The 22,443-nt window shown below is 33.7% G+C and carries 20 protein-coding genes; all 20 read right to left on the bottom strand.

Annotation, left to right across the window (positions count from 1 at the left end; translation table 11 throughout):
- Positions 1-20: 20 nt before the first annotated feature.
- Positions 21-2,243 (bottom strand): S9 family peptidase, encoded by a 2,223-nt coding sequence (locus HMPREF9018_RS01570; protein WP_039863967.1) that lies wholly within the window; start codon positions 2,241-2,243, stop codon positions 21-23.
- Positions 2,244-2,246: 3 nt separating this feature from the next.
- Positions 2,247-3,701 (bottom strand): THUMP domain-containing class I SAM-dependent RNA methyltransferase, encoded by a 1,455-nt coding sequence (locus HMPREF9018_RS01565; RefSeq protein WP_008447016.1) that lies wholly within the window; start codon positions 3,699-3,701, stop codon positions 2,247-2,249.
- On the bottom strand, positions 3,685-4,629 hold the full coding sequence (locus tag HMPREF9018_RS01560) for a serine O-acetyltransferase (protein ID WP_008447064.1): 945 nt from the start codon (positions 4,627-4,629) through the stop codon (positions 3,685-3,687). Before HMPREF9018_RS01560 ends, HMPREF9018_RS01565 begins: the two co-directional genes overlap by 17 nt.
- Positions 4,630-4,763: 134 nt before the next feature.
- Positions 4,764-5,237, bottom strand: a complete 474-nt coding sequence (locus tag HMPREF9018_RS01555) for a low molecular weight protein-tyrosine-phosphatase (RefSeq protein WP_100067217.1) — start codon at positions 5,235-5,237, stop codon at positions 4,764-4,766.
- Positions 5,238-5,487: 250 nt separating this feature from the next.
- Positions 5,488-5,646, bottom strand: coding sequence for a DUF4295 domain-containing protein (locus HMPREF9018_RS10575; RefSeq protein WP_008447137.1), 159 nt, complete (start codon positions 5,644-5,646; stop codon positions 5,488-5,490).
- 46 nt (positions 5,647-5,692) lie between these two features.
- Positions 5,693-5,881, bottom strand: coding sequence for a 50S ribosomal protein L33 (rpmG, locus tag HMPREF9018_RS01550; protein WP_004337830.1), 189 nt, complete (start codon positions 5,879-5,881; stop codon positions 5,693-5,695).
- A gap of 4 nt (positions 5,882-5,885) precedes the next feature.
- Positions 5,886-6,149 (bottom strand): 50S ribosomal protein L28, encoded by a 264-nt coding sequence (rpmB, locus tag HMPREF9018_RS01545; RefSeq protein ID WP_008447076.1) that lies wholly within the window; start codon positions 6,147-6,149, stop codon positions 5,886-5,888.
- A 127-nt stretch (positions 6,150-6,276) separates the two neighbouring features.
- The gene (locus HMPREF9018_RS01540) at positions 6,277-6,780 is read right to left on the bottom strand and encodes a CinA family protein (protein ID WP_008447019.1); all 504 of its coding nucleotides are present in this window, start codon (positions 6,778-6,780) and stop codon (positions 6,277-6,279) included.
- Positions 6,781-6,873: 93 nt separating this feature from the next.
- Positions 6,874-7,905 carry a tRNA (adenosine(37)-N6)-threonylcarbamoyltransferase complex transferase subunit TsaD gene (gene tsaD, locus HMPREF9018_RS01535; RefSeq protein WP_039863957.1) on the bottom strand — a complete coding sequence of 344 codons (1,032 nt, stop codon included), beginning with the start codon at positions 7,903-7,905 and terminating at the stop codon, positions 6,874-6,876.
- Between the two features lie 51 nt (positions 7,906-7,956).
- Positions 7,957-8,820 carry a type I methionyl aminopeptidase gene (gene map, locus HMPREF9018_RS01530; RefSeq protein ID WP_008447049.1) on the bottom strand — a complete coding sequence of 288 codons (864 nt, stop codon included), beginning with the start codon at positions 8,818-8,820 and terminating at the stop codon, positions 7,957-7,959.
- A gap of 120 nt (positions 8,821-8,940) precedes the next feature.
- The gene (gene smpB / locus HMPREF9018_RS01525) at positions 8,941-9,420 is read right to left on the bottom strand and encodes an SsrA-binding protein SmpB (protein ID WP_008447066.1); all 480 of its coding nucleotides are present in this window, start codon (positions 9,418-9,420) and stop codon (positions 8,941-8,943) included.
- Positions 9,413-9,925, bottom strand: a complete 513-nt coding sequence (locus HMPREF9018_RS01520) for a DMP19 family protein (protein ID WP_008447126.1) — start codon at positions 9,923-9,925, stop codon at positions 9,413-9,415. Before HMPREF9018_RS01520 ends, smpB begins: the two co-directional genes overlap by 8 nt.
- Before the next feature lie 143 nt (positions 9,926-10,068).
- Positions 10,069-11,580, bottom strand: coding sequence for a phosphoethanolamine transferase (locus HMPREF9018_RS01515; RefSeq protein WP_008446997.1), 1,512 nt, complete (start codon positions 11,578-11,580; stop codon positions 10,069-10,071).
- 342 nt (positions 11,581-11,922) lie between these two features.
- On the bottom strand, positions 11,923-13,284 hold the full coding sequence (locus tag HMPREF9018_RS01510; protein WP_008447143.1) for a dipeptidase: 1,362 nt from the start codon (positions 13,282-13,284) through the stop codon (positions 11,923-11,925).
- A gap of 120 nt (positions 13,285-13,404) precedes the next feature.
- Positions 13,405-14,781 carry a protoporphyrinogen oxidase gene (hemG, locus tag HMPREF9018_RS01505; protein WP_008447132.1) on the bottom strand — a complete coding sequence of 459 codons (1,377 nt, stop codon included), beginning with the start codon at positions 14,779-14,781 and terminating at the stop codon, positions 13,405-13,407.
- On the bottom strand, positions 14,781-15,992 hold the full coding sequence (locus tag HMPREF9018_RS01500; protein ID WP_008447021.1) for an MFS transporter: 1,212 nt from the start codon (positions 15,990-15,992) through the stop codon (positions 14,781-14,783). Before HMPREF9018_RS01500 ends, hemG begins: the two co-directional genes overlap by 1 nt.
- A 34-nt stretch (positions 15,993-16,026) precedes the next feature.
- Entirely contained in the window at positions 16,027-18,078 is a 2,052-nt protein-coding gene (locus HMPREF9018_RS01495; protein ID WP_008447072.1) for a TonB-dependent receptor, read from the bottom strand.
- Positions 18,079-18,539: 461 nt separating this feature from the next.
- Positions 18,540-19,556, bottom strand: coding sequence for an iron ABC transporter permease (locus tag HMPREF9018_RS01490; RefSeq protein WP_008447118.1), 1,017 nt, complete (start codon positions 19,554-19,556; stop codon positions 18,540-18,542).
- The gene (locus tag HMPREF9018_RS01485; RefSeq protein WP_008447103.1) at positions 19,556-20,704 is read right to left on the bottom strand and encodes an ABC transporter substrate-binding protein; all 1,149 of its coding nucleotides are present in this window, start codon (positions 20,702-20,704) and stop codon (positions 19,556-19,558) included. Before HMPREF9018_RS01485 ends, HMPREF9018_RS01490 begins: the two co-directional genes overlap by 1 nt.
- A 62-nt stretch (positions 20,705-20,766) precedes the next feature.
- A complete protein-coding gene (locus HMPREF9018_RS01480) occupies positions 20,767-22,353 on the bottom strand; it encodes an NAD(P)/FAD-dependent oxidoreductase (protein ID WP_008447124.1) in 1,587 nt (528 codons plus the stop codon).
- Positions 22,354-22,443 lie beyond the last annotated feature (90 nt).

Genomic DNA, 22,443 nt, shown 5'->3' with positions numbered 1-22,443 from the left:
ATTTTTTCATAAATAGATTTTTACTTATTATGTCCAAGCGGTTTTAAATAATCTTCAAAATATTGTGTAATTCGCTCATGCAAATGAACACTTTGATGACCACGCATGTTATGAGGTTCGCCAGGATAAACAAAAAAATCAGGTTGAGTTCCTGCAAGAATACAAGCTTTAAGAAATGAGTAAGCGTGCTGTGGCACTACCACAGGATCATTTAGTCCTATAACAATTTGCAATTTTCCTTTTAAATCTTTAGCCTTTTGTAACAAAGAAGTCTTAGCATAACCTATTGGATTTGCCTTTGGAGTATCCATATAACGCTCCCCATACATTATCTCGTACCATTTCCAATCTATCACAGGTCCACCTGCTACACCTACCTTAAATACATCTGGATAATTCGTCATTAGAGATATTGTCATAAAGCCACCAAACGACCAGCCATGTATACCTATACGATCTTTATCAACATAAGAAAGCGTATATAAATATTTAATACCTTCCATTTGATCTTTCATTTCTTCTTGACCAAGATTGCGAAAAGTTACTTGTTCAAACTCTTTCCCACGATTATCACTACCACGATTATCAAGAATAAAAAGCAAATATCCCTTTTGTGCCATATAAGTTTCCCAACCGCGTGAACCATAATTCCAACGGGCATCTACATTGTGAGCATGTGGCCCACCATATACATAAACTATAACAGGATACTTCTTTGCAGGATTAAAATTAATAGGTTTAACCATACGATAATAAAGATCCGTTTTACCATCAGAAGCCTTTATTTTCCCACAAGAATATTCTGGTACGCTATAACCTTTCCAAGGATTTGGTGATGTAAAATAATGTAATGTATTTATTTTATTTCCCAATGTAATAAGATCATATTGCCTTGGCAAATTAGGCTCACTATATACATCTATAATCGTATTACCTTCTGGACTTAATAAAGGATTATGGTATCCTTTTCCATTATCAAGTAATCTACGTTTTCCTGTTTCTACGTTTACCATCCATGTGTTAATTTGAATAGGATTACATTCGTTAGATGTATAAATTATGCTCTTCTTTTTTAAATTAAATCCTATAATTTTCATAACAACCCACTTTCCTTTAGTCAATTGTTTTAACTCCCTACCATCTTCGCTAAAAAGATATAAATGATTATAACCATCTTTCTGACTATACATAACAAACTGATGATCATTCCAAGGTAAAAAAACTATAGGATGAGTAGGTTCTACATATTTTGAATCTTTTTCATGATAAAGATTGGCTATCTTCTTACCTGTATATGCATTATAAGCTGTTAGGTAACAATCATTCTGATCACGATTAAGCTCAAACATATAAATAATATTTTCATCAGGACTCCATGTTATATTTGTAAAATAACGATCGGTTGGATTACCTGTATGAAGATAAATTGTTTTATCTGTATTTATATCATAAACTCCAACTGTTACCTTATGCGATTTTTCACCAACCATTGGATATTTTATTAAAGAAACCTTTGCTGCTTTTGTTTCTCCATTTGTAGGAACATATCCTATCTCAGGAACATCTACCAAAGGATAATTTGCCACCATACTTTGATCCATACGATAAAATGCTAAACGATTACCCTTAGGACTCCAATACAAACCTCCATTAATACCAAACTCGTCACGATGTACACTCTGACCATAAACTATATTAGAGGAACCATCTTTTGTTAACTTATGTTCCGCTCCAGATGGATCTATAACATATAGCTGATTATCTTGAACATATGCAGTAGAATGGCTTTGTATATTAAACTTTCTCACTTGAGCTTCTTTTTGTAACTCTATTGTATCTATAATCCTATGAGCCTTAAAATCTATCATATAAATACTCTTTCCATTTGATACTTCTACAATAGATTTATCAGCAAAAGGAAATGATACATAATATAAATTTCTTATTTTAGGTTGATCATCTATAGGCAACTCTGCCCATGCATTGATTTCTCCAAGAGTAAAAAGAGGAGATTCCTTTCCGGTCTTCAAATCAATTAATTTACAAACATCAAAACCTTGTCGCACAACTTTATCTCCCCAAAAAGTCAGATAACGCCGCTGGGGAGTCATTTTATAATAGTTTTTACCACCAAAATTTAGATCTTCTAAAGTAAACAATTTCTGTGCTATAGAACTTTTAGGACAAAAAAAGCCAATCATAATAATTATCCCAACAAGATTTGCAAACCTTTTCATATTCATTTTTTAATATTTTTTACCACGAAAGCCTCCACGCTTTTTATTTTTATCAAATCGTTTTCTAACATATATATTCTCATCTTCAGCAAATTTGGCATAATTGTCATCTATACTTCTAACATTATTAGAACTACGTCTACGATTATTCTTTTTTACCTTAGGTTCTAAGCTATGAAATATAAATGAACGAATATCTCCTTCCGCATTCTGTTCGCTTTCAGTAAGACGCTTTTTGAAATTACGTTCTTTCTTAAACCGATGTTGTTGCGCCATTTCACGCTTTTCATCTTCAGTTTTTATAACACCACCTTCTTTGCGGAAAACCTTCATCTTACCATCAAACATTTGATAACGCCTAAACTCACATTCCAGCGAACCATTATATAAAGGAATCTTAATACTAGGCTTCAAACATATTTGACGAAAACATTCCTCTCGATAAGAAAGTATCCAAGCATCATTACCTATAAAATTATGCTTTAAACTCTCGCCTATTGTCTTATATGTTCCAAGTAGATTTGGTGTAGAAATTCGCTCTCCATATGGAGGATTCATTATTATAATACTCTTATTTTCTGGGCTTTTAAAATCCTTAAAATCTTGCTGTTTTATACTAATATGCTTTGATAAACCTGCAGCAGAAATATTATGTTTTGCTATATTTACACATTTCATATCTATATCATAGCCATAGATATGATGTTCAAACTCACGTTCTAAAGAATCGTCATTATAGATTTTATCAAAAAGATCTTGATCAAAATCTGACCATTTTTCAAAAGCGAATTCCTTACGATATACTCCTGGCGATATATTACAAGCTATTAAGGCAGCTTCGATAGGCAAAGTTCCCGACCCACACATCGGGTCAATAAAATCTGATTCTCCTCTCCAACCTGTCATCAAAATTAATCCTGCTGCTAACACTTCGTTTAATGGAGCTTCTACACTTTCTTGTCTATACCCTCGTCGATGAAGAGATTCTCCACTCGAATCTAAAGAAAGAGTAGCATCAAAACCTGCTATATGAATATTTAAACGAATATCTGGATTTGTTACAGATATATTTGGACGAACCCCCGTACGTTCACGAATTTGATCAACAATAGCATCTTTAACTTTATAAGTAACAAAACGTGAATTAGTAAACTCATCAGAATAAACAACAGAATCTACCGAAAAAGTTTTTCCTTTTTCTATATATTTATCCCAATCTATCTTACTAACTTCATTATACATATCATCTGCACTAGTAGCCTTGAAGTGTATAATAGGTTTAAGTATACGAATAGCCGTGTGTAATTGGAAATTGGCCCTATACATTATTTCCTTATCTCCTGTAAAAGTTACAACACGACGACCTATTTGCACATTATTAGCTCCTAACTGTATAAGCTCCTGTGCAAGAACCTGCTCAAGCCCCATAAAAGTCTTGGCTATCAATTCAAATTCCTTCTCCATTATAGAAATCGATGTCTAAAATATCTATTTTATTTTGTTTATACTTTTTAGAATAAGGCTTCATATCAGATGTAACCCAAACATTTGCACCAACAATACTATCATGACCTATTGTAACACGCCCTAGAACAGTTGCATTGGCATATACTATTACTCTATCTTCTAATATGGGATGTCGCAACATACCTTTTATTGGATTACCCTTTTTATCAAGCGGAAAACTTTTTGCACCAAGGGTAACACCCTGATAAAGTTTTACATTATTACCTATTACACATGTTGAACCTATTACTACACCTGTCCCATGATCAATTGTAAAATGTGTACCAATAATTGCAGAAGGATGAATATCAATACCCGTTTCCGAATGTGCCATTTCTGTTATTAAACGTGGTATAAGAGGAACTTTTTCTATTTGTAACTCATGGGCAAAACGATAATTTGTCAAAGCCTTAATCACAGGATAACAAGAAATAATTTCTCCCCAACTCATTGCTGCAGGATCACCATCATAAGATGCCTTAATATCTGTAGAAAGAATTTTGCGCAACATAGGAAGTTTCTCTATTATCCTAACTGATATAATTTCAGATTCTTCTTGCATACAAATACGCATATAAGCATCGTTTTCACATTTACAGTCTTTTATAAAACATAGACCTGCTAATATTTGTCTACTAAGCAACTTATGTAAACGCTCAACATCTACTCCTATTTGATATTGTACTGTATGTAAATGAACTATAGAATTGCCAAAAAAGCCTGGAAGCAAAATAGACCTTATTAACTTAACTATCTCCTCTAAATCTCGTGCAGAAGGCAATGGATCTCCATCTTTATGCTCATGGAAAAGACCTTCTAAAGACTTTTCTGAAGACAACTCATCTATGGTATTTTTGAGTTGTTTGGTAAAATCAATATTATCCATTGCTTAAATAATTGATATACTTAAATATAATTATTTTGCAAAGATAAGCATAAATCTCTAAATTATTAACTAACCTACAACTTTTATTTTCTTTAGGTTTTATATACTACATATAATTAACTACTAAAAATTAGTTATTTCAAATTATTTAAGATTCCTTCGCACCCATCTTTAATTAAGTCAAGCGCTTTGTCAAATTCTTCAATTCCTCCATAATATGGGTCTGGCACTTCTTTATAACCATTAAACTTTACAAAGTATTCTGCTATACACTTTACCTTTGATTTGTAAATATTATTTTTAGCTTGAGATATTATATTGCTATAATTTTTTTCATCCATAACAATAATAATATCAAAATGAGCAAAATCCGTAGCAGCATTAAACTGCCTTGCGCGATGAGTTATCTTATAGCCTTGCTTAGCCCCTCGTTCTCTCATACGCTTATCTGGCAACTCTCCTAAATGCCAATCTCCTATACCTGCAGAATCTATCTCATATTTATCAGATAATCTCTCATCATCTACCATTTTTTGCATAATAGCATGAGCAGCAGGTGAACGACATATATTACCTAAACATATAAATAATATTTTTTTCTTTAACATATTCTTACAATCTAAGCCCATCTATACTTATAAAAATTCAGTTAATTCCCTACCTTAAATATTATAAAAGCTTTACTAAACCACGTATACTATAACAAAACATAATTCACTAACAACATATCATACTATTTAAATTCATTAAATATTTTTGTTAATTAAGCAAATTATTCTTGAACATAACCAATATAAAGAAAGTGCATTGCTAAAGTTGCAATACACTCTCTTTTTATTTATATTTTATAACAAGAACTTATTTCTTGAAAAAATCTTTCACAGCCTCATTAGGAACCATCTGTTCATCAAAAACATAAGCACCTGTTTTTGGGCTTTTAACCATCTTAATCACTTTTGTATATGCGCGACCATCCGAAGAACCTTCATGGAGGGTAGCAACCGCTTTCTTTGCCATTGTCTGCTTATTTTACTATTAACTTAATACTTTTTTACAGAACCTCCTACTTAATTTCCTTATGAAGAGTCATCTTCTTTAAAATAGGATTATACTTTTTAAGCTCTAAACGTTCTGGAGTATTTTTACGATTTTTAGTAGTAACGTAACGACTTGTACCAGCCATTCCGCTCTCTTTCATTTCTGTACATTCCAAGATTACTTGGACTCTATTACCTTTAGCTTTCTTTGCCATTATATTAGTCTCCTATAACCTTAATTTCTTTCCAGTCAACGAAACCCTTAGCTACAGCTTTTTTTAGAGCAGCGTCAAGACCTACCTTATTTATTAAACGAAGACCAGCCGCACTAATCTTCAAAGAAATCCAGCAATCCTCTTCTACATAGTAGAATTTCTTACTGAATAGGTTGACATCAAAACTACGCTTTGTGCGATGCTTTGAGTGAGACACATTATTACCTATTTGTGCCTTCTTACCTGTAATCTGACAAATCTTAGACATTTCTATCTTTAGTTTTGTAATTCGTTAATTGATACCTATTCCAAACAGTGTGCAAAATTACAAAAAAATATTCATATATACAAAGGTATATTTCCTTTTAATTATACTTATTAAGATTTTTTTGTCTTTATTCTTCTCTAATTTCTTTTTCTTGTAAAAATTCTAACATCAAACGCATTGATTTATTTGTAGCTATAGCTAAATTAATATCACGTCCAAAATCTTCTTCCAATTTAAATGTACGAATATCATTTTTACTTCCATATGCTATCCATATAGTACCTACAGGAATAGTCAAAGAACCTCCTCCAGGCCCTGCTATACCTGTTGATGCTATTGCAAAATTAACATCTAAAGCCTCTATCACTCCTAATGCCATTTGTTTTGCAACTTCCTCACAAACAGCAGTTTGCTCATCTATAACATCATGAGAAACATTCAGAAGTAATTCTTTCACCTCATTAGTATATGCTATTATAGAACCTTTAAAGTAATCAGATGCCCCTGGAATAGCTATCATTGCTTCACTAATTCTACCACCTGTACAACTTTCTGCTGCTCCTATTGTCAGACCCGACGAATAGAGCAGATCACCTATTTGGCGAGATATAACTTTACTTTCAAAATCCATATTTTCAAAAATATAAAATTAAAACAAGATTCTATTACTCCTATATAAAACCTACTTGTTTCAAAAATATTTGTTTATATAATAAAAAACTTTTTATTCAAACGTAACCTTGCTAAATGCTGGAATATCTATTGAGGCAAACTTTTTGTCTCTATATTTAAATACACCCACCATTGCTATCATCGCAGCATTATCTGTGGTATAACTAAATTTAGGAATATAAGTTATCCAACCATACTTTTTAGCATGTTCCCCAAAAGCATTACGCAAACCGTTATTAGCTGATACACCACCAGCAACTGCAACATGCTTTATGCCAGTATCTTTAACTGCTCTACGCAATTTTTTCATTAAAATATCTACGATAGTATGCTCCAAACTTGCTGCTATGTCTTCTTTATGATGCTCTATGAAATCAGGATCTTCTTTTATCCACTTACGCATACTATAAAGAAAAGATGTTTTCAAACCCGAAAACGAATAATCATATCCAGTAACATTAGGCTCTGCAAACTTATAAGTTAGCGGGTTTCCTTTACGAGCTAATTTATCTATAATAGGACCACCAGGATAACCAAGCCCCATTACCTTTGAACATTTATCAATAGCCTCTCCTGCAGCGTCATCTATAGTCTGCCCCAATACTTCCATATCATTATAAGCATTTACCTTTACTATCTGCGAATTTCCTCCAGATACTAAAAGGCATATAAAAGGAAATGGAGGCTGATTATTATCTTCCTCATTTTCTTTTATAAAATGCGCCATTACATGACCTTGTAAATGATTAACCTCTATCAAAGGTATTCCTAATGACCTTGCAAATCCTTTAGCAAAACTTACACCTACCAATAAACTTCCCATCAAACCTGGCCCTCGAGTAAAAGCAATGGCAGATAATTGCTCCTTAGTAATACCTGCACGCTTAATTGCTTGATCTACTACTGGCACTATATTCTGTTGGTGCGCTCTTGAGGCAAGCTCTGGAACTACCCCTCCATAATCTTTATGCACTTGTTGTGATGCTGTTACATTACTACAAATAACTTCATTATGTAAAACAGCTGCACTTGTATCATCACAACTACTTTCTATAGCTAATATATAAATATCGTCGTTATCCATTTCAATAAAACTATTTAAAGTTACCATAAGATGAAACTCCTTAATTTACACTTAATATGTAAGGATTTCCAAGCCGTTCTCCGTCATTAAGAAAGTATGCTCCCATTGTGCTGATGGTTTTTCATCACCTGTAATAATTTCCCAACCATAAGGATCATCAGCATCAAGAAACACTTTCCATGTTCCCATATTAATCATAGGCTCTATGGTAAATACCATTCCCGGAACTAATACCATACCAGTACCACGATGACCAAAATGTAACACCTCTGGCTCTGTATGAAATTCTAATCCAACACCATGTCCACATAAATCACGCACAACACCATAGCCATACTTTTCTGCATGCTTTTGAATAGCTGCGCCTATATCACCTACAAAGCCATAAGGCTTAGCTGCTGCAGCACCTATATCAAGACATTCTTTCGTTACACGCACAAGTTGCTCTTTTTCCGGAGTAGTCTTTCCACCTACTATAAACATACGACTAGCATCAGCATAGTAACCATCTACAATTACTGTCATATCTACATTTATAATATCACCCTCCACTAATATATCTTCTTTCTTTGGTATGCCATGACATACCACCTCATTAATACTTGTGCAGACACTTTTAGGGAATCCTTCATAACCAAGAGTTGCTGATATTGCATTATGATCCTTACAATACTGCGCACATATATCGTCTATATCCTGTGTACTTATACCAGGTCTTATAGCTGCCTCACAAGCATCTAAACAACCTGTATTCACTACACCTGCACGACGAATACCTTCTATCTCTTCTGGAGTTCTAATCAAATTACGAGTAGGTACTAACTTTCCTCTTTTTTCTAACTCCATTATTTTTAGATCCATTTCTGTTGGCTTTTGACCTGATAGGCAATGCCATCTCTTCTTTTTTAATTGCATAACATCTTTTTATTTAAGAGCAGAGGGAACTAAATATTGAGAGTCCTTACTTATAACTATTTTCTTACTATCATAATAACATGAACTTCCAACTTATCAACAATTCCTCCTCCTTTTTTGTTAATAGCGCTTACGCACTCTGTCCATTTCTCTTTTATCTTCTTTCGCCTTTAAAACTTGACGTTTATCATATTCTTTCTTACCTTTTGCCAGTGCAATTTTTATTTTTGCACGCCCATTATCATCTATAAATACAAGTGTTGGAATAATAGTGTAGCCAGGTGCCTGCGAATCAGATTCTAAAGCCCTAATTTCTTTTTTGTTCAATAGTAATTTCCTCGGACGTTTAGCTTCATGATTAGCATACGACCCATAAAAATAAGGCGAGATGTTCATACCTTGTACCCACATCTCACCTTTATTTATAACGCAAAAAGCATCCACTAATGAAGCCTTACCCGCCCGAATAGATTTTATCTCCGTACCCGTAAGCACTATTCCAGCAGTATATGTATCTACAAAGAAATATTCAAAAGAAGCTTTCTTATTACGAATCTGCACTGATACCTTACGCTTTTTTGATTGCTTTTCGTTATTCATCTTTTTCTATTTTTGCAAATTCATAAATATGGTCATCTATATAAGCTGCAACACACTCCATCCAATGCTCCTCATTTATAACAAACTCATCATCAAACTCATCAAACTCTGGCATTTGTTCAAACAGAGCCATAAAGTCATTATCACTCATTTCACGCTCTATCTGCTCATGATATTTGTCATAAAACTTTTTAGCATGCTTTATATGAGTATATAAATCCCTTATGCCCCAATTACGCATAGCTACAGCAAACGGATTGCGAAAAATAAAAGCTCCGAAACCATTATAGATCAACTGAACATATCCTCCAACAGAGACTTCTTTATGCAAATAATCCCAAGCTAATAATGTTACTTGATCAGAATTCAACTGCATCATAGCTTCTTTTGTCAGCTCTCCTCCAATGGCTTCCTTTATACTTTTCACAAATACTGCAACAAAGGCATCTACACCTTCATTTACAGCCTTCTTTATATCTGCTTCTTTAACCTTAACTTCTATCATATTCAATGCAAAGATAATTAATAAAATCGAAAAAATATATTAATTATTAGGCATTAAACTCTATTTTAAACTATTAACGTTCCTTTTTGTTTTTTTACTTTAAGTGCAAAATTATAATTTAATAAACCCCTCACATAGCTATATTACCTATTTTTTACATATTTATCATAATCTTTATCTGCTATGATTCGTTTTCTTGCAACATAACTTGGACTTATCAAATCCCTATCTGCTTTATACCATTTTGTTTTCATTCCTACTATATGGAATAGAATCTGACAAACATTATCTGTCATAAAAGGTTTATCCTTTGAAGCTCGTATTTCTTTAACTAATCTAGGATATTTTTTCTTAAATGAATTTGAATACCATATAACAAAAGGCACCTCGTATTGATATTTCAATAAATTAGGAGTAACGCCGCTACCTCCTGCATTTCTTCCTTTTGAATCCCTGTAATCGTATATTTCTTCTCCGTGATCTGAGAAATAAATCATAATCGTATTTTTATTAGCATATTTTTCTGCTATCTTCTTAATAACATAATCATTATAAAAAGTAGCATTATCATATTCTGCAATATCTTGCTTTTTATCTTTTGTCAAATAGCTTTCACTACGCTTTATATCTTTATAAGAAAACTTTGAAAACTTTTTGCCATGTGGGTACCTTTCACTTGCATCAATATGTTGCCCAAACAAATGAAAAATAATAAGATTTTTCTTTCCCATCATGCTTTCTCCTTTTTTAAAGAAATCATTAACCAAGTCTTCATCATATAAAAAACTTTTATCAAATGCGTATGTATATGCATACTTTTGCAACTCTCTATTATACATAAACGAATTAACAGAAAAAGTAAAAAAAGCATTTTTCAAAAAATCTCTTTGGATGTCCCACATCAAGACCTTATAACCTGCCTTCTTAAATAGAATAGGAAAATAGGGCGTTTGATACCATTCTTCGCCATCACTCAAACTATTACAACAAAATGTGTTTTTCTCCACCAGTGTTGTAGAATTAAATGGAGCCACAACATCACTGAAAGCCACAAGATTGCCTTTATGCTCTTCTGTATCCATAAAAGGAGTAGTTTTTAGCTTATAGCCATAAAGAGATGCATGCGACTTTATAAAAGATTCTCCAAGTACATAAATAATATTTATAGAATCGTTTACTTCATCAGTTACCGGCTGACGATAAATATCTTTGGCTAAATTTACTGCTATTTTTATTTCATTTTTAGTTGCTTCTAAAGCATGAATAGAATAAGCAGTCGATGTAAACGAATCCATTGGAAATGGAATGTTTTCTATTACCCAACTTTCTAAATCTGCATAAGTTTGACATTTATACAACGTATAATATAGTTTGGAGCTGAATATTCCTGCTATAAGCAAAAACACAGAAATAATACCAAATATAAATACCAAAAACTTTCTTTTTAACCATTTCTTTTCTCTTATCTTTTTCCATAGTCTTTCAAAAAACACAATTATAGTTATTAATACTATAACAGACACATAAGTTATTATAGCTCCTTTGGAAAAAACAAAAGCACTAAAAAACTCAGAAGACTCTCTTCCATTAGTTTCTACAATAAGCTGAACTATAAGCGGAGATATTGAAGTTCCAAAAACCAACCAAAGGAACATATATACAGCAAAAAAGAATACAGTTATAAAATAGAAGATGGTTTTTAAAAAAATATTTTTTCTCGTTGCGCAAGAAAAAATAACAGATAGCAAAAAAGAAATGCTATAATATTTTAGATTACAACACCCCCCCCCCAATTTAAAATAGAATCTTTCAATGTATTAAGGCACATACAAAAAACAAAGATCACTATAAAGGGAAGCTCTTCAAGAATAAAGTTTCCTACTTTTAAAAAAGAATGTAACAACTTTTCTTTCATTTGTTCTAAATTTTAAAAAGAGCATACCTTGCGCTTTCTTTTATATTAGCAAGATATGCTTTAGTTCGTAAAATATTTGAAATTATACTTCTTTATCGTATTCTAAATGGAAATTAATAACAGTCTCTATACCTTTTTTCCAAAGAGCTATTGGCATATTTTCGTTTGGAGAATGGATAGCATTAGACTCTAATCCAAAGCCCATTAAAATGCTTTTAGTACCAAGAGTTTTTTCAAAAGTAGAGATAATAGGAATACTTCCACCAATACGAACAGGCAAAGGACGTTTTCCAAAAACTTTTTCAAAACCTCTTTCTGCTGCTTTATATGCAGGAATATCAATAGGACAAACATATCCATACCCCCCATGTAACATTTCTACTTTTACATGAACAGTCTTAGGAGCCACTTTATTAAAATAATCTACTACTAATTGCCCTATCTTTTTATAATCTTGCTTTGGCACAAGACGTGAAGAAATTTTCGCATATGCTTTTGAAGGAATTACAGTTTTTGCACCTTCGCCTTGATAACCGCTCCAAAGACCACATACATCAAATGAAGGACGATAGCCTGTACGCTCTATAGTGCTATATCCTTTTTCACCAAAAATATCCTTAACGCCAATAGACCTCTTATATTCATCCTCATCAAAAGGTATAGATGCTACAAGACTACGCTCTTCTTCTGAAGCCTCTTCTACGTCGTCATAAAATCCAGGGAAACGTATTTTCCCATCAGGATCAGTAACATCGCCTATTAGCTTACAAAGAACATTTGCAGGATTAGCCACAGCCCCTCCAAAGGTTCCTGAATGAAGGTCATGGTCAGGACCTGTTACTTCTATTTGCCAATAAGACAAACCACGCAAACCAGTCGTTATAGAAGGAACGTCAGCACCTATTAAGGTTGTATCTGAAACAAGAATAATGTCACATTTCAACAACTCTTTATGCTCTTCTATAAAAGGTCCAAGACTGGCAGAACCTATTTCCTCTTCCCCTTCAAAGATAAATTTCATGTTATGTTTCAACAAATCATGCTTGTTGAGATATTCAAAAGCCTTAGCCTGGATAAAAGACTGCCCTTTATCATCATCTGCACCACGCGCCCAAATATGACCATCTTTAATAACTGGCTCAAAAGGCTCTGTTCTCCAAAGCTCAAAAGGCTCTGCTGGCATTACATCATAATGACCATAAACTAATATCGTTTTAGCTTCAGGATCTACTATCCTCTCTGCGTAAACCATCGGATTACCTTTTGAAGGCATAACCTCCGCCTTATCTACACCTGCTTCTAAAAGCAGCTCTTTCCAACGGTTAGCACATTTTACCATATCCTCTTTATGAGCAGGCTGCGCACTTACACTTGGAATACGAATAAGACTGAATAGCTCTTCAAGCATTCTTGCCTCATTCTCTTCTATATATCTTTTTACCATATAGCTATTACTTTAGATTGCTTCTTTTTAAGGATAAAACACTAACTTATAATATATCTATTTGCAAATATACTACTTTTCACCTTAATATCAATATAAAGTTGCTATAACTTTTACATCTTACTTACAATACTTCGCAACATTTTCTGCCACATCTACTGCTTGCTTTATTCTATCCCCCATGCCTATTCCGTCTTTTAGGTTTCCTGCTATATGTAAACCTTTGTATTTATACTGAAGAGCATCAATGGTAGACAAGCGAGCATCCGTAGATAGCGTATACTGAGGAATGGCATGCTTATGACGATAAATACGAATTACATCAGCAGAAGTACCCTTAGGATAACCTAACATTACGTGAAGCGATTTGTTTACCAACTCTTCCAGCTGAGCATCAGTCTTATCAAGATATTCCGGATGTATAGCACCACCTATAAAAAAAGCGTATGTAGCTCCACCTTTTGGCGAACGATTACTAAAACATGCTGAAGGCATAAGAATACCCAATACATCTTTTTTCTCACAAGAAGGGACTAAACCTCCAAAGGCGTTCCACTTAACATTGCCAGTATTCTTTATTCCTACCCCTATTTCTATAATAGGAGCATAATAAAGATTATCAAGTGTGTCTAATTGGGCTTTTGGCACAAACTTTAATAATGACGGCAAAGCATATGACGGACAAGCCGTTATAAGATTATTTGTTATTATTTGCTCTTCATTGCATGATATTATATATTTTCCATTATTAAAGTTTATTGTAATATTATCACAACCTAGTGTGATATTATCTGAGCCTATACTCTTGCCAAGAGAACTTATTAATGTATGAAAACCTCCTTTAGTAGAAAAAATCTCATTGGTAGCCCGCTTCTCACGCGCTGTTTTACCTTTTCTTGCAAGATGTATACTACCTTTAATAAAACTTCCATATTGTTGCTCAAGATTATAAAGCTTTGGTAATGCTAATCTGGTAGGAAGAGAATAAGGGTTTCCTGCATATACGCCTGAAATAAAAGGATCTACAGCATAGTCTACAAACGACTTCCCAAGTCTTCGTTCTGCCATACTTCCTATACTCTCATTAGGGTCAGTCCCTTTACTTCGCCACGGCTCTCCTAAAATCCTAAACTTATCTCTCATACTAAAAAGTGGCGTCTTGACAGCACTTAACAATCCTGATGGGAGCGCATGAAAATTATTATCCTTCCATATCAATCTACACTTAGAGGTCGCAAAAGAAGATTCGAAAGAACCATTATCTCCTAAATCATCAAACAGCTCTGCCACTTCAGGATACTTTACTGTACCCGAACTTGGACCTTTTTCAAAAGTAAAACCATCAACCACCTCCGTTTGCATTAAGCCACCTATATAATTTTCTTTTTCTAACACTTCTACATCAACACCTAAACCCTTTAGATGCATAGCACAAGTTAGCCCTGTAAGTCCTGCTCCTATAACAACAGCTTCACGCTCTCTTTTATTATTCTCCATTATATTATATGGTATTTTGTTTTGTTTTTAAAAAATCTAAGTATATATAGTACACTTAGAACAGAAATAAATATTTCGACAGCAAACAGACCACTATAATTTAAGTGATGTGCCACAAAACCTGCCACTGCTGCTATGATAATACCAGAGAGATGTGTAATAACAATCTGAATAGTAAAGTCTGTACCTTCACGCCCCTGTCGCACACATTGCATTGCAGATGTATATACAACTACCGTTGCCAGACCATAACATATCTGAACATACATGATACCTATTATAAGAGCTATATGATTAAAGGGAAGCAAGTTGATAATAAAAAAATAAACAGGTGCTAAGCAAATAGCAAGTGATACTATAAAACGAGTATATAAAACGCCTATATACCTAATTATAAAACCTGCAACAAAAGCCATAACAAACGAACAAAACGTACCCAAGACACCTATATAAAATCCTATTTGCTTAATATCATAACCACAATCTACCATATATGGTCTTAACATGGATATAATACCTATAAGCCCCATATAATAAAGCAACAAAAAACCTACTTGCCGCCAATTATTCATAGAAGAAAAGAAGTAAAGAATGTCTCCAAACGTAGCTTTCTGAGAAGGCTTAGGGGTTTTAGCTTTCATTCCTTTATTTAATAATAAAGGTATAAGCATTATAATAACAAAGAAGGCTAAACATAATACAACAGTTAGCCAACCATAATTTTTTAAGACTATAAGTAATACTCCCGATCCTAACAAAGCTCCTCCGAAACTACCCATAGACTGCATACTATTTAACATACTACGCTCTCTTTTTACAGATGTTATAATAGCTAAAGCATCGGTAGCTATGTCTTGAGTAGCAGAAGCTAATAATGATATAAAAACAAGTATAAGAATCAGTAATAGGTTACTTTGCACATTAACCAAACTTGTTATAACAAGTGCTAAAGCATAAACGCTCTCCGTTATTATGATGGTACGCTTATAATGTGCTATTGTTATGCAATTCCTGTCTATAAGTGGCGACCAAAATAGCTTTAAAAGCCATGGCAATCGAACGAGATTAAGTAATCCAATAGTAGTAAGACTATAATGACCTTCACGCATTATTACTTGTAATGCAGTCATCAGAAAAGACGAAGGCACCATTTGCGCTATATACAAGCAAAAAAAAGTAATTAATGAAAAAGATTTATTAGTCTTATTCATACTGGTTTACTCAATCATTGTTCTTTATATAAAATCAAAAATCAACACTTAATGAAGTTCCAAAAGTAAGGGGTTTGCCTTGCTGTACATAGTTTACACCATACTTAAAGCCATAAGCTATATAATCTGTATTAGTAAGATTCTTACCCCAAAGAGTCCATGTAAAAATACCTTTAGTAAAACTAATCTTAGTATTAAGCGTAGCATAGAAATTCTGATAAACAGCGTTATCATCTGTCCAATATATACGTCCTAAACCTATTACACCTGCATTTAATCTTATCATATCAAACCAGCCTGCATTTTTTATAGTATAGCTGCTATTTATAGATAAGGTATGGTTAGGAACCATTGGTAGATAGTTATGAGAATAATCTGCCTCATCATTCATCTTATAATCTAAATACGTTGCATGCGTAAAACCATAGTTTATTGTAAAGTCTAAATCCTTAACAGGATGATAACCTAACCCTATTTCAAATCCCTTGCTATTAGTATGCCCTGCATTAAGCACTTTATTGCCAATACCTGGTATTTGATAAGTAGTTTGCATATCTCTCCAATCGATATAGAAAAGCGATGCTTCTGCTGTTAACTTACCTTGTAGAAAGTTTAATCTGGCACCTGTCTCGTAGTCCCAGCTATACTCTGGACCATACGAGCGGTCAGCTTCTGTCTTTAAACTCACATTATACCCACCGGGCTTATAACCACGGGTAATACTTCCATAATATAAATTATGCCCTTTAGTAGTATATTGAATAGCAACCTTTGGAGTAAACTGTGTAAAACTTGCCTTATCAGTATAATTTAATACATTCATACTTTTATCCGTAGCTAAATAGAGCAAGTCTTTGTTATAATCAATCTTTGAATGTTCATAGTCAAAACGCAAACCAACAGTAGCCGACAGTCCACGCCAAATATTATACGAGCTTTGGTGATATATAGCAAAGGTTGTAATAGGGGTCTTATAAGAAGTAGGAGTAGCTACTTTCTTATTAAAGACATTTACTTGTACAAACTGATCAGTATAATCTAACATTCCAAACATACCCACTATCCACTGGTAACGACGCTGATCGTTCGATTTCAGCGTAAACTCCTGTGATACCATATTTTGGCGAAAGTTATTTACAACAAAGAGGAGATCTTTCGGTGTGAAATCTTGATCAATACCTAAATGCGTCTTAATAAACTGATATGATGTCTGACTATTAAAACTTATTTTATTATCGCTATACCGTGCATTAAAACCTGTAGATGATATCAAACGTCTAAAGCTGCTATAACGATTATAACTAACCGGTTCTACCTTATTTGCTTTAACATCATACAAAGAATATGGATACCCACCTTGATCGCTATAGCTAAGAGTGGAATTAAGATGAAGCAACCATCTGTTAGCAGGACGCCAATAAAGCCCTATCTTACCTTCCACCTCGTTAATATCATCTGCATTTTTACCTAAACACTCATTTTTAAACATACCGTCATTATGATGATAAGATATAGCTGAAGATACTCCAAAGCTGTTAGAAAAACGCTGATAAGTAGACCCCTGAGCCACAACATCATTATACTTACCATACCCTAAAGAAAAACGTGTGTGCTGGTAATCTATAGGATTATGTGTATAAACATTAATAATACCCCCTATAGCATTACGCCCATAAAGAGTGCCTTGAGGGCCACGATATACCTCTACACCGGCAACATCACTCATATCAATATCAAATGCAGATGCTTCAAAGTGAGGAATACCGTCTACATAAAAACCTACTGCTGAGCCTTTAGCCTTCACACCTATACCTCTAACGTATATAGGAGTATTAGCACGAGAGCCATAATCTGGCATAAAAAAATTAGGAACAACTCCTGAAAGCTCTTTTAAGCTTGTAATACCTTGCCCATTAATCTGATCAGAATTAATGCTTGATACTGATATAGGAGTAAGGTTACGCTTGTTTCGCTTGAAATCTGCCACTAAGACTTCCTTCATTTTGTAAGTATTAGTAATTGTGTCTTTTTCCACTCCTTGGTAATTACCAAGCATCAAAGATAATAGTAACAGAGAATTAAACATAATGCTTTTATTTTTGTTTTTTGCGCTGCAAAGTTACTCCTAACTGAAAGTTTATACAATCGTTATTTATAAGGATATTTACCTAAATTATAATATAAATTCATTTTATAACATAACAACACTATGCCAAACTTAACACTATCATTGAAATTTGAATAATAAAGACCTAACTACTAAAAAAGCTGAATGCTTTACCTTATAAGCAGCATAACAACACATATTCTTATGATAACAACTATAATAGATATGATATAAAAAGGTAAAACATTATACTTTACATAATAATAAATGATTTTTAAGAAAGAAAAATAGATTATTTTTATAGTAAAAATAACCTAAAAATGAAAGAAAAATAACCTATTTTTATTCACAAAACTATCCCTTTGTTCTAACAAATGTGCCCTTTTCCCACAATAACATATATGCTCTTATCTTTTTAAACATCATATCTTTGCAATAAGTTATTTTCTTTTCCTTATCAATATATATATAATGACAGGAGCACCAACTATAGGCGTTACAACATTTAAGGGTAACATACCTCCCTCTCTTGGAAGAGAACATAGCAAATTACATAATAAGGCAATAAAAGAACCACTCAACAGTGTTACAGGAAATAGCTTTGATTGATGTTCCGACTTTAATATCAATTTTGCGATATGTGGAACAGCCAAACCTAAGAATAAAATAGGACCACAAAAAGATGTTGTGATAGATGTTAGCAGACCTGTCAATATAAGCAGAAGAGTTCGCATTTTAGTAGTATTTACGCCTAAACTCTCAGCATATAAAGTTCCTAACGATAATATATTCAATGGTTTTATAAAAAGCAAAGATATAAAAACACCTAATAAGCAAAGTACCGAAAAAGGTAATAACATCTCAAAAGAGACTCCACCAAAATCGCCTAACCCCCATATCATATAGTTTTTTACTTCGTTTGATGAAGAAAAAAAGTTGAACAGAGAAACTATAGAAGAAGACATATACCCTACCATAATACCTACTATTAACAACATCGTATTACTATGTACAAGATGGGACAACGCAGATATAAGGATAGTAACAAACATAGCTCCTAAAAACGCTGCTAACAAAATAGCTAAAAATCCTGTAAAGGAAAAGCTATAAAAAGAAAAAGTACCTCCTAAAAACAACATCACTAAAGCAACACCCAAAGCTGCACCACCATTAATACCAAAAACATCAGGACCAGCCAAAGGATTACTAAAAACTGTTTGCAATATCAATCCATTAATAGCTAAAACACCTCCACATAACAAGGCTGTTACTGCCTGTGGTAACCTGCTTTCTAACACTATAAAACGCCAGCTATCATCTTCCGCCTTACCCTCCCTTAATATATCTACAACCGCAGAAAAAGGTATATCAACAGCTCCCACGCAAAGATTAAGGCAAAACATTATCATTATACCTATTAATAAAAATGTAATAACTACTATATAACGCTTACTCATTACATACTTTTGTTAACAGAAACACGTCTATAGTATCGCAAAGGAGCTATCTTAAGATCTGGGTGAAAGAGCTGAATGAAGTCTTGCAAAAGCCAGTCAGGTCGCCAGCTAACCTCCTCAAAATAAGGAGTTTTATCTACTTTACAGCCATACACCTCCGCAGCCTTATAAGGATAAAAATATTTATAATAAGGACACTCCTCTAATAACGTGTTAAGAGAAAGATTGCCAACATAAGATAAAACCCAAAAATCAGACTTGCTAAATTTAGAAAAGACAGTTTCTATGGGTAAAGCCAAACTACCGCTATGCTTATCATTACTATAAGCATACTTACCTATAGCATCTTTATAAAGCCTTCCTATACTACTCTCTCCGCCAGGGATATACCACACAGCTCCCACCTTACGGTCTGGTAATATGCTACGAGACACTTTACTCTTTTTTGCCAAACTATGTAATCGCCAATAATTATTCTTTACAATATTAAATAAAGAGTCAGCCTCTTTTTCCTTATCAAAGAGCATACCATAAAACTTCATCCACTCTGCTCTACCTAACGCTGAACTCTCCATATATTCAGCACATTCTATCAAAGGCAAACCTGTCTTTCCCAACATTCCATAGCTACCGCTATTTTCAAAAGGTGATACAAAAATTGCTTGTGGCTTAAGCATTATAATTTTTTCAATATTAGGCTTCATAGATTCCCCACAATTAACAATCTTACCTATAGCACCCTCTTTCATGTTTGCACGCTTTTGAACATCGGGTATCAACATATATTTAAGATCTGTTACCCCTACTATAGCGTTTTGGCATTTAAGCATTTCTAACAAATTAGCATGCACTGTTGTAAATACCACACTACGCTTTAAAGGAACCAAAAGGAAGTCTGCCTTGCCACTTAAATCTTTCTTAATATAATGATCAGATAAAAAGTAAGTATGTAATATAGACTTTTCTTTCCAAGGATTAAGAATTTCTACCTTTGTATAGTCAGAATACTTTACTATTACTATGTTTTTAGCATACTCTAACCTTAAAGTATCACCACTATTAACATCTGCTTTATCTACACTTTTCCTAATATTACAACTTGTAAAAACTAATAAAACAGAAAAAAAGAAAAGACTATATTTATACATATATCTAAAAAAAAACGCTAAGAATTTTTATAAAAACCCTTTATAATAAGTTTTATAAGCTATCATAAACCGAGGCTGCCTAAATAATCCGCAACACTTTCTGCACATCTTTCACCATCTATACCTGCGCTAACAATACCACCTGCATAACCTGCACCTTCTCCACAGGGAAAAAGTCCTCTTAAACGTATATGCATAAGCGACTCACGATTACGCAAAATACGCACCGGAGCACTCGTTCTTGTTTCTGAAGCTATTAGCACCGCTTCATTGGTAAGAAAGCCAGATGCATTTTTTCCAAAAAGACGAAATGCCGTCTGCAAGCGTTCTGATATAAACTTTGGTATCCAAAAATGAAGTGGACTTGAAAGTAAACCTGGCGCATAACTCGACTTTGGCAAGTCATACGATAAACGATTATTTACAAAGTCTGCCATACGCTGTGCTGGAGCTACCTGAGATCGTCCGCCTTGCTGCCATGTGTTGCGCTCCAACTCTTCCTGATAAGAAAGCAACCTTAAAACATCATCACCATCTATATCCTCAGGATTAATCTGTACTACCATTCCTGCATTAGACCATCGTGTACCACGATTAGCAGGACTCATACCATTAGTTACTACTTGTTCTGCACCAGTAGCCGAAGGTATTACAAAGCCGCCAGGACACATACAAAAAGAATATACCCCTCTGCCTTTTACTTGAGTTACAAAAGAATATTCAGCTGCAGGTAAATACTTTCCACGCCCTTCCTTGTTATGATATTGTATCTCATCTATTAAATGAGAAGGATGCTCCAAACGAACACCTATTGCTAAGCCCTTAGCTTCTATATCTCCTTTAACCTGTGCCATATAACGATAAACATCACGTGCAGAATGGCCTGTTGCTAATATTACAGGTCCGAAAAATTCTAACTCCCCACAAGTATCACTCTCTCTTTTCTGCTCAACAGCCTTTACACCCTTTATAACATCTCCCTCTGTAATAAAGCTTATCATTTTTGTTTGGAAACGTACTTCACCACCACATCTAAGAATAGTATTACGCATGTTTTCTATTACATGAGGTAATTTATCTGTACCTATATGAGGATGAGCATCTGAAAGAATAGAAGTGTTTGCTCCATGCTGACAAAAGACATTTAATATTTTTTCTACTGAACCACGCTTCTTACTACGAGTATAAAGCTTTCCATCTGAATAAGCTCCAGCTCCACCCTCACCATAACAATAATTTGACTCGCCATTTACCTCCTGACTCCTTGATATCTGCGCTAAATCTATCTTGCGCTCACGCACATTCTTCCCACGTTCTAACACTATAGGACATAAACCTAACTCTATTAAACGCAGAGAAGCAAAAAGACCGGCAGGGCCTTCTCCTACCACAATAACCTTAGGAGCTTTACTAACATCTTTATAATCTATATGCAAATAAGCCTCATCGTCTGGCTTTTCATGTACATATACACGAATATTAAGATTAACATATATATTTCTGTGACGAGCATCTATAGACCTCTTTAATATACGTACTGCACTAATATCCTCTAAAACAAACCCCTCTTCTTTAGCAAGATAAGATTTTAAATTAGCTTCATTATAACCTATCTCTGGTAAAACCCTTATCTGGTATTCTTTAATCATTATATACTTCTCTTTAGCTATGTAATACTACAAAATTACATAAATATCTCTTTTCTCTATTGTATATTGCACTTTTTCTTATTATTTTTG

This window comes from Prevotella amnii CRIS 21A-A (assembly GCF_000177355.1).
Lineage (GTDB): Bacteria > Bacteroidota > Bacteroidia > Bacteroidales > Bacteroidaceae > Prevotella > Prevotella amnii.
This window is presented reverse-complemented; position numbering and strand designations above follow the sequence as displayed.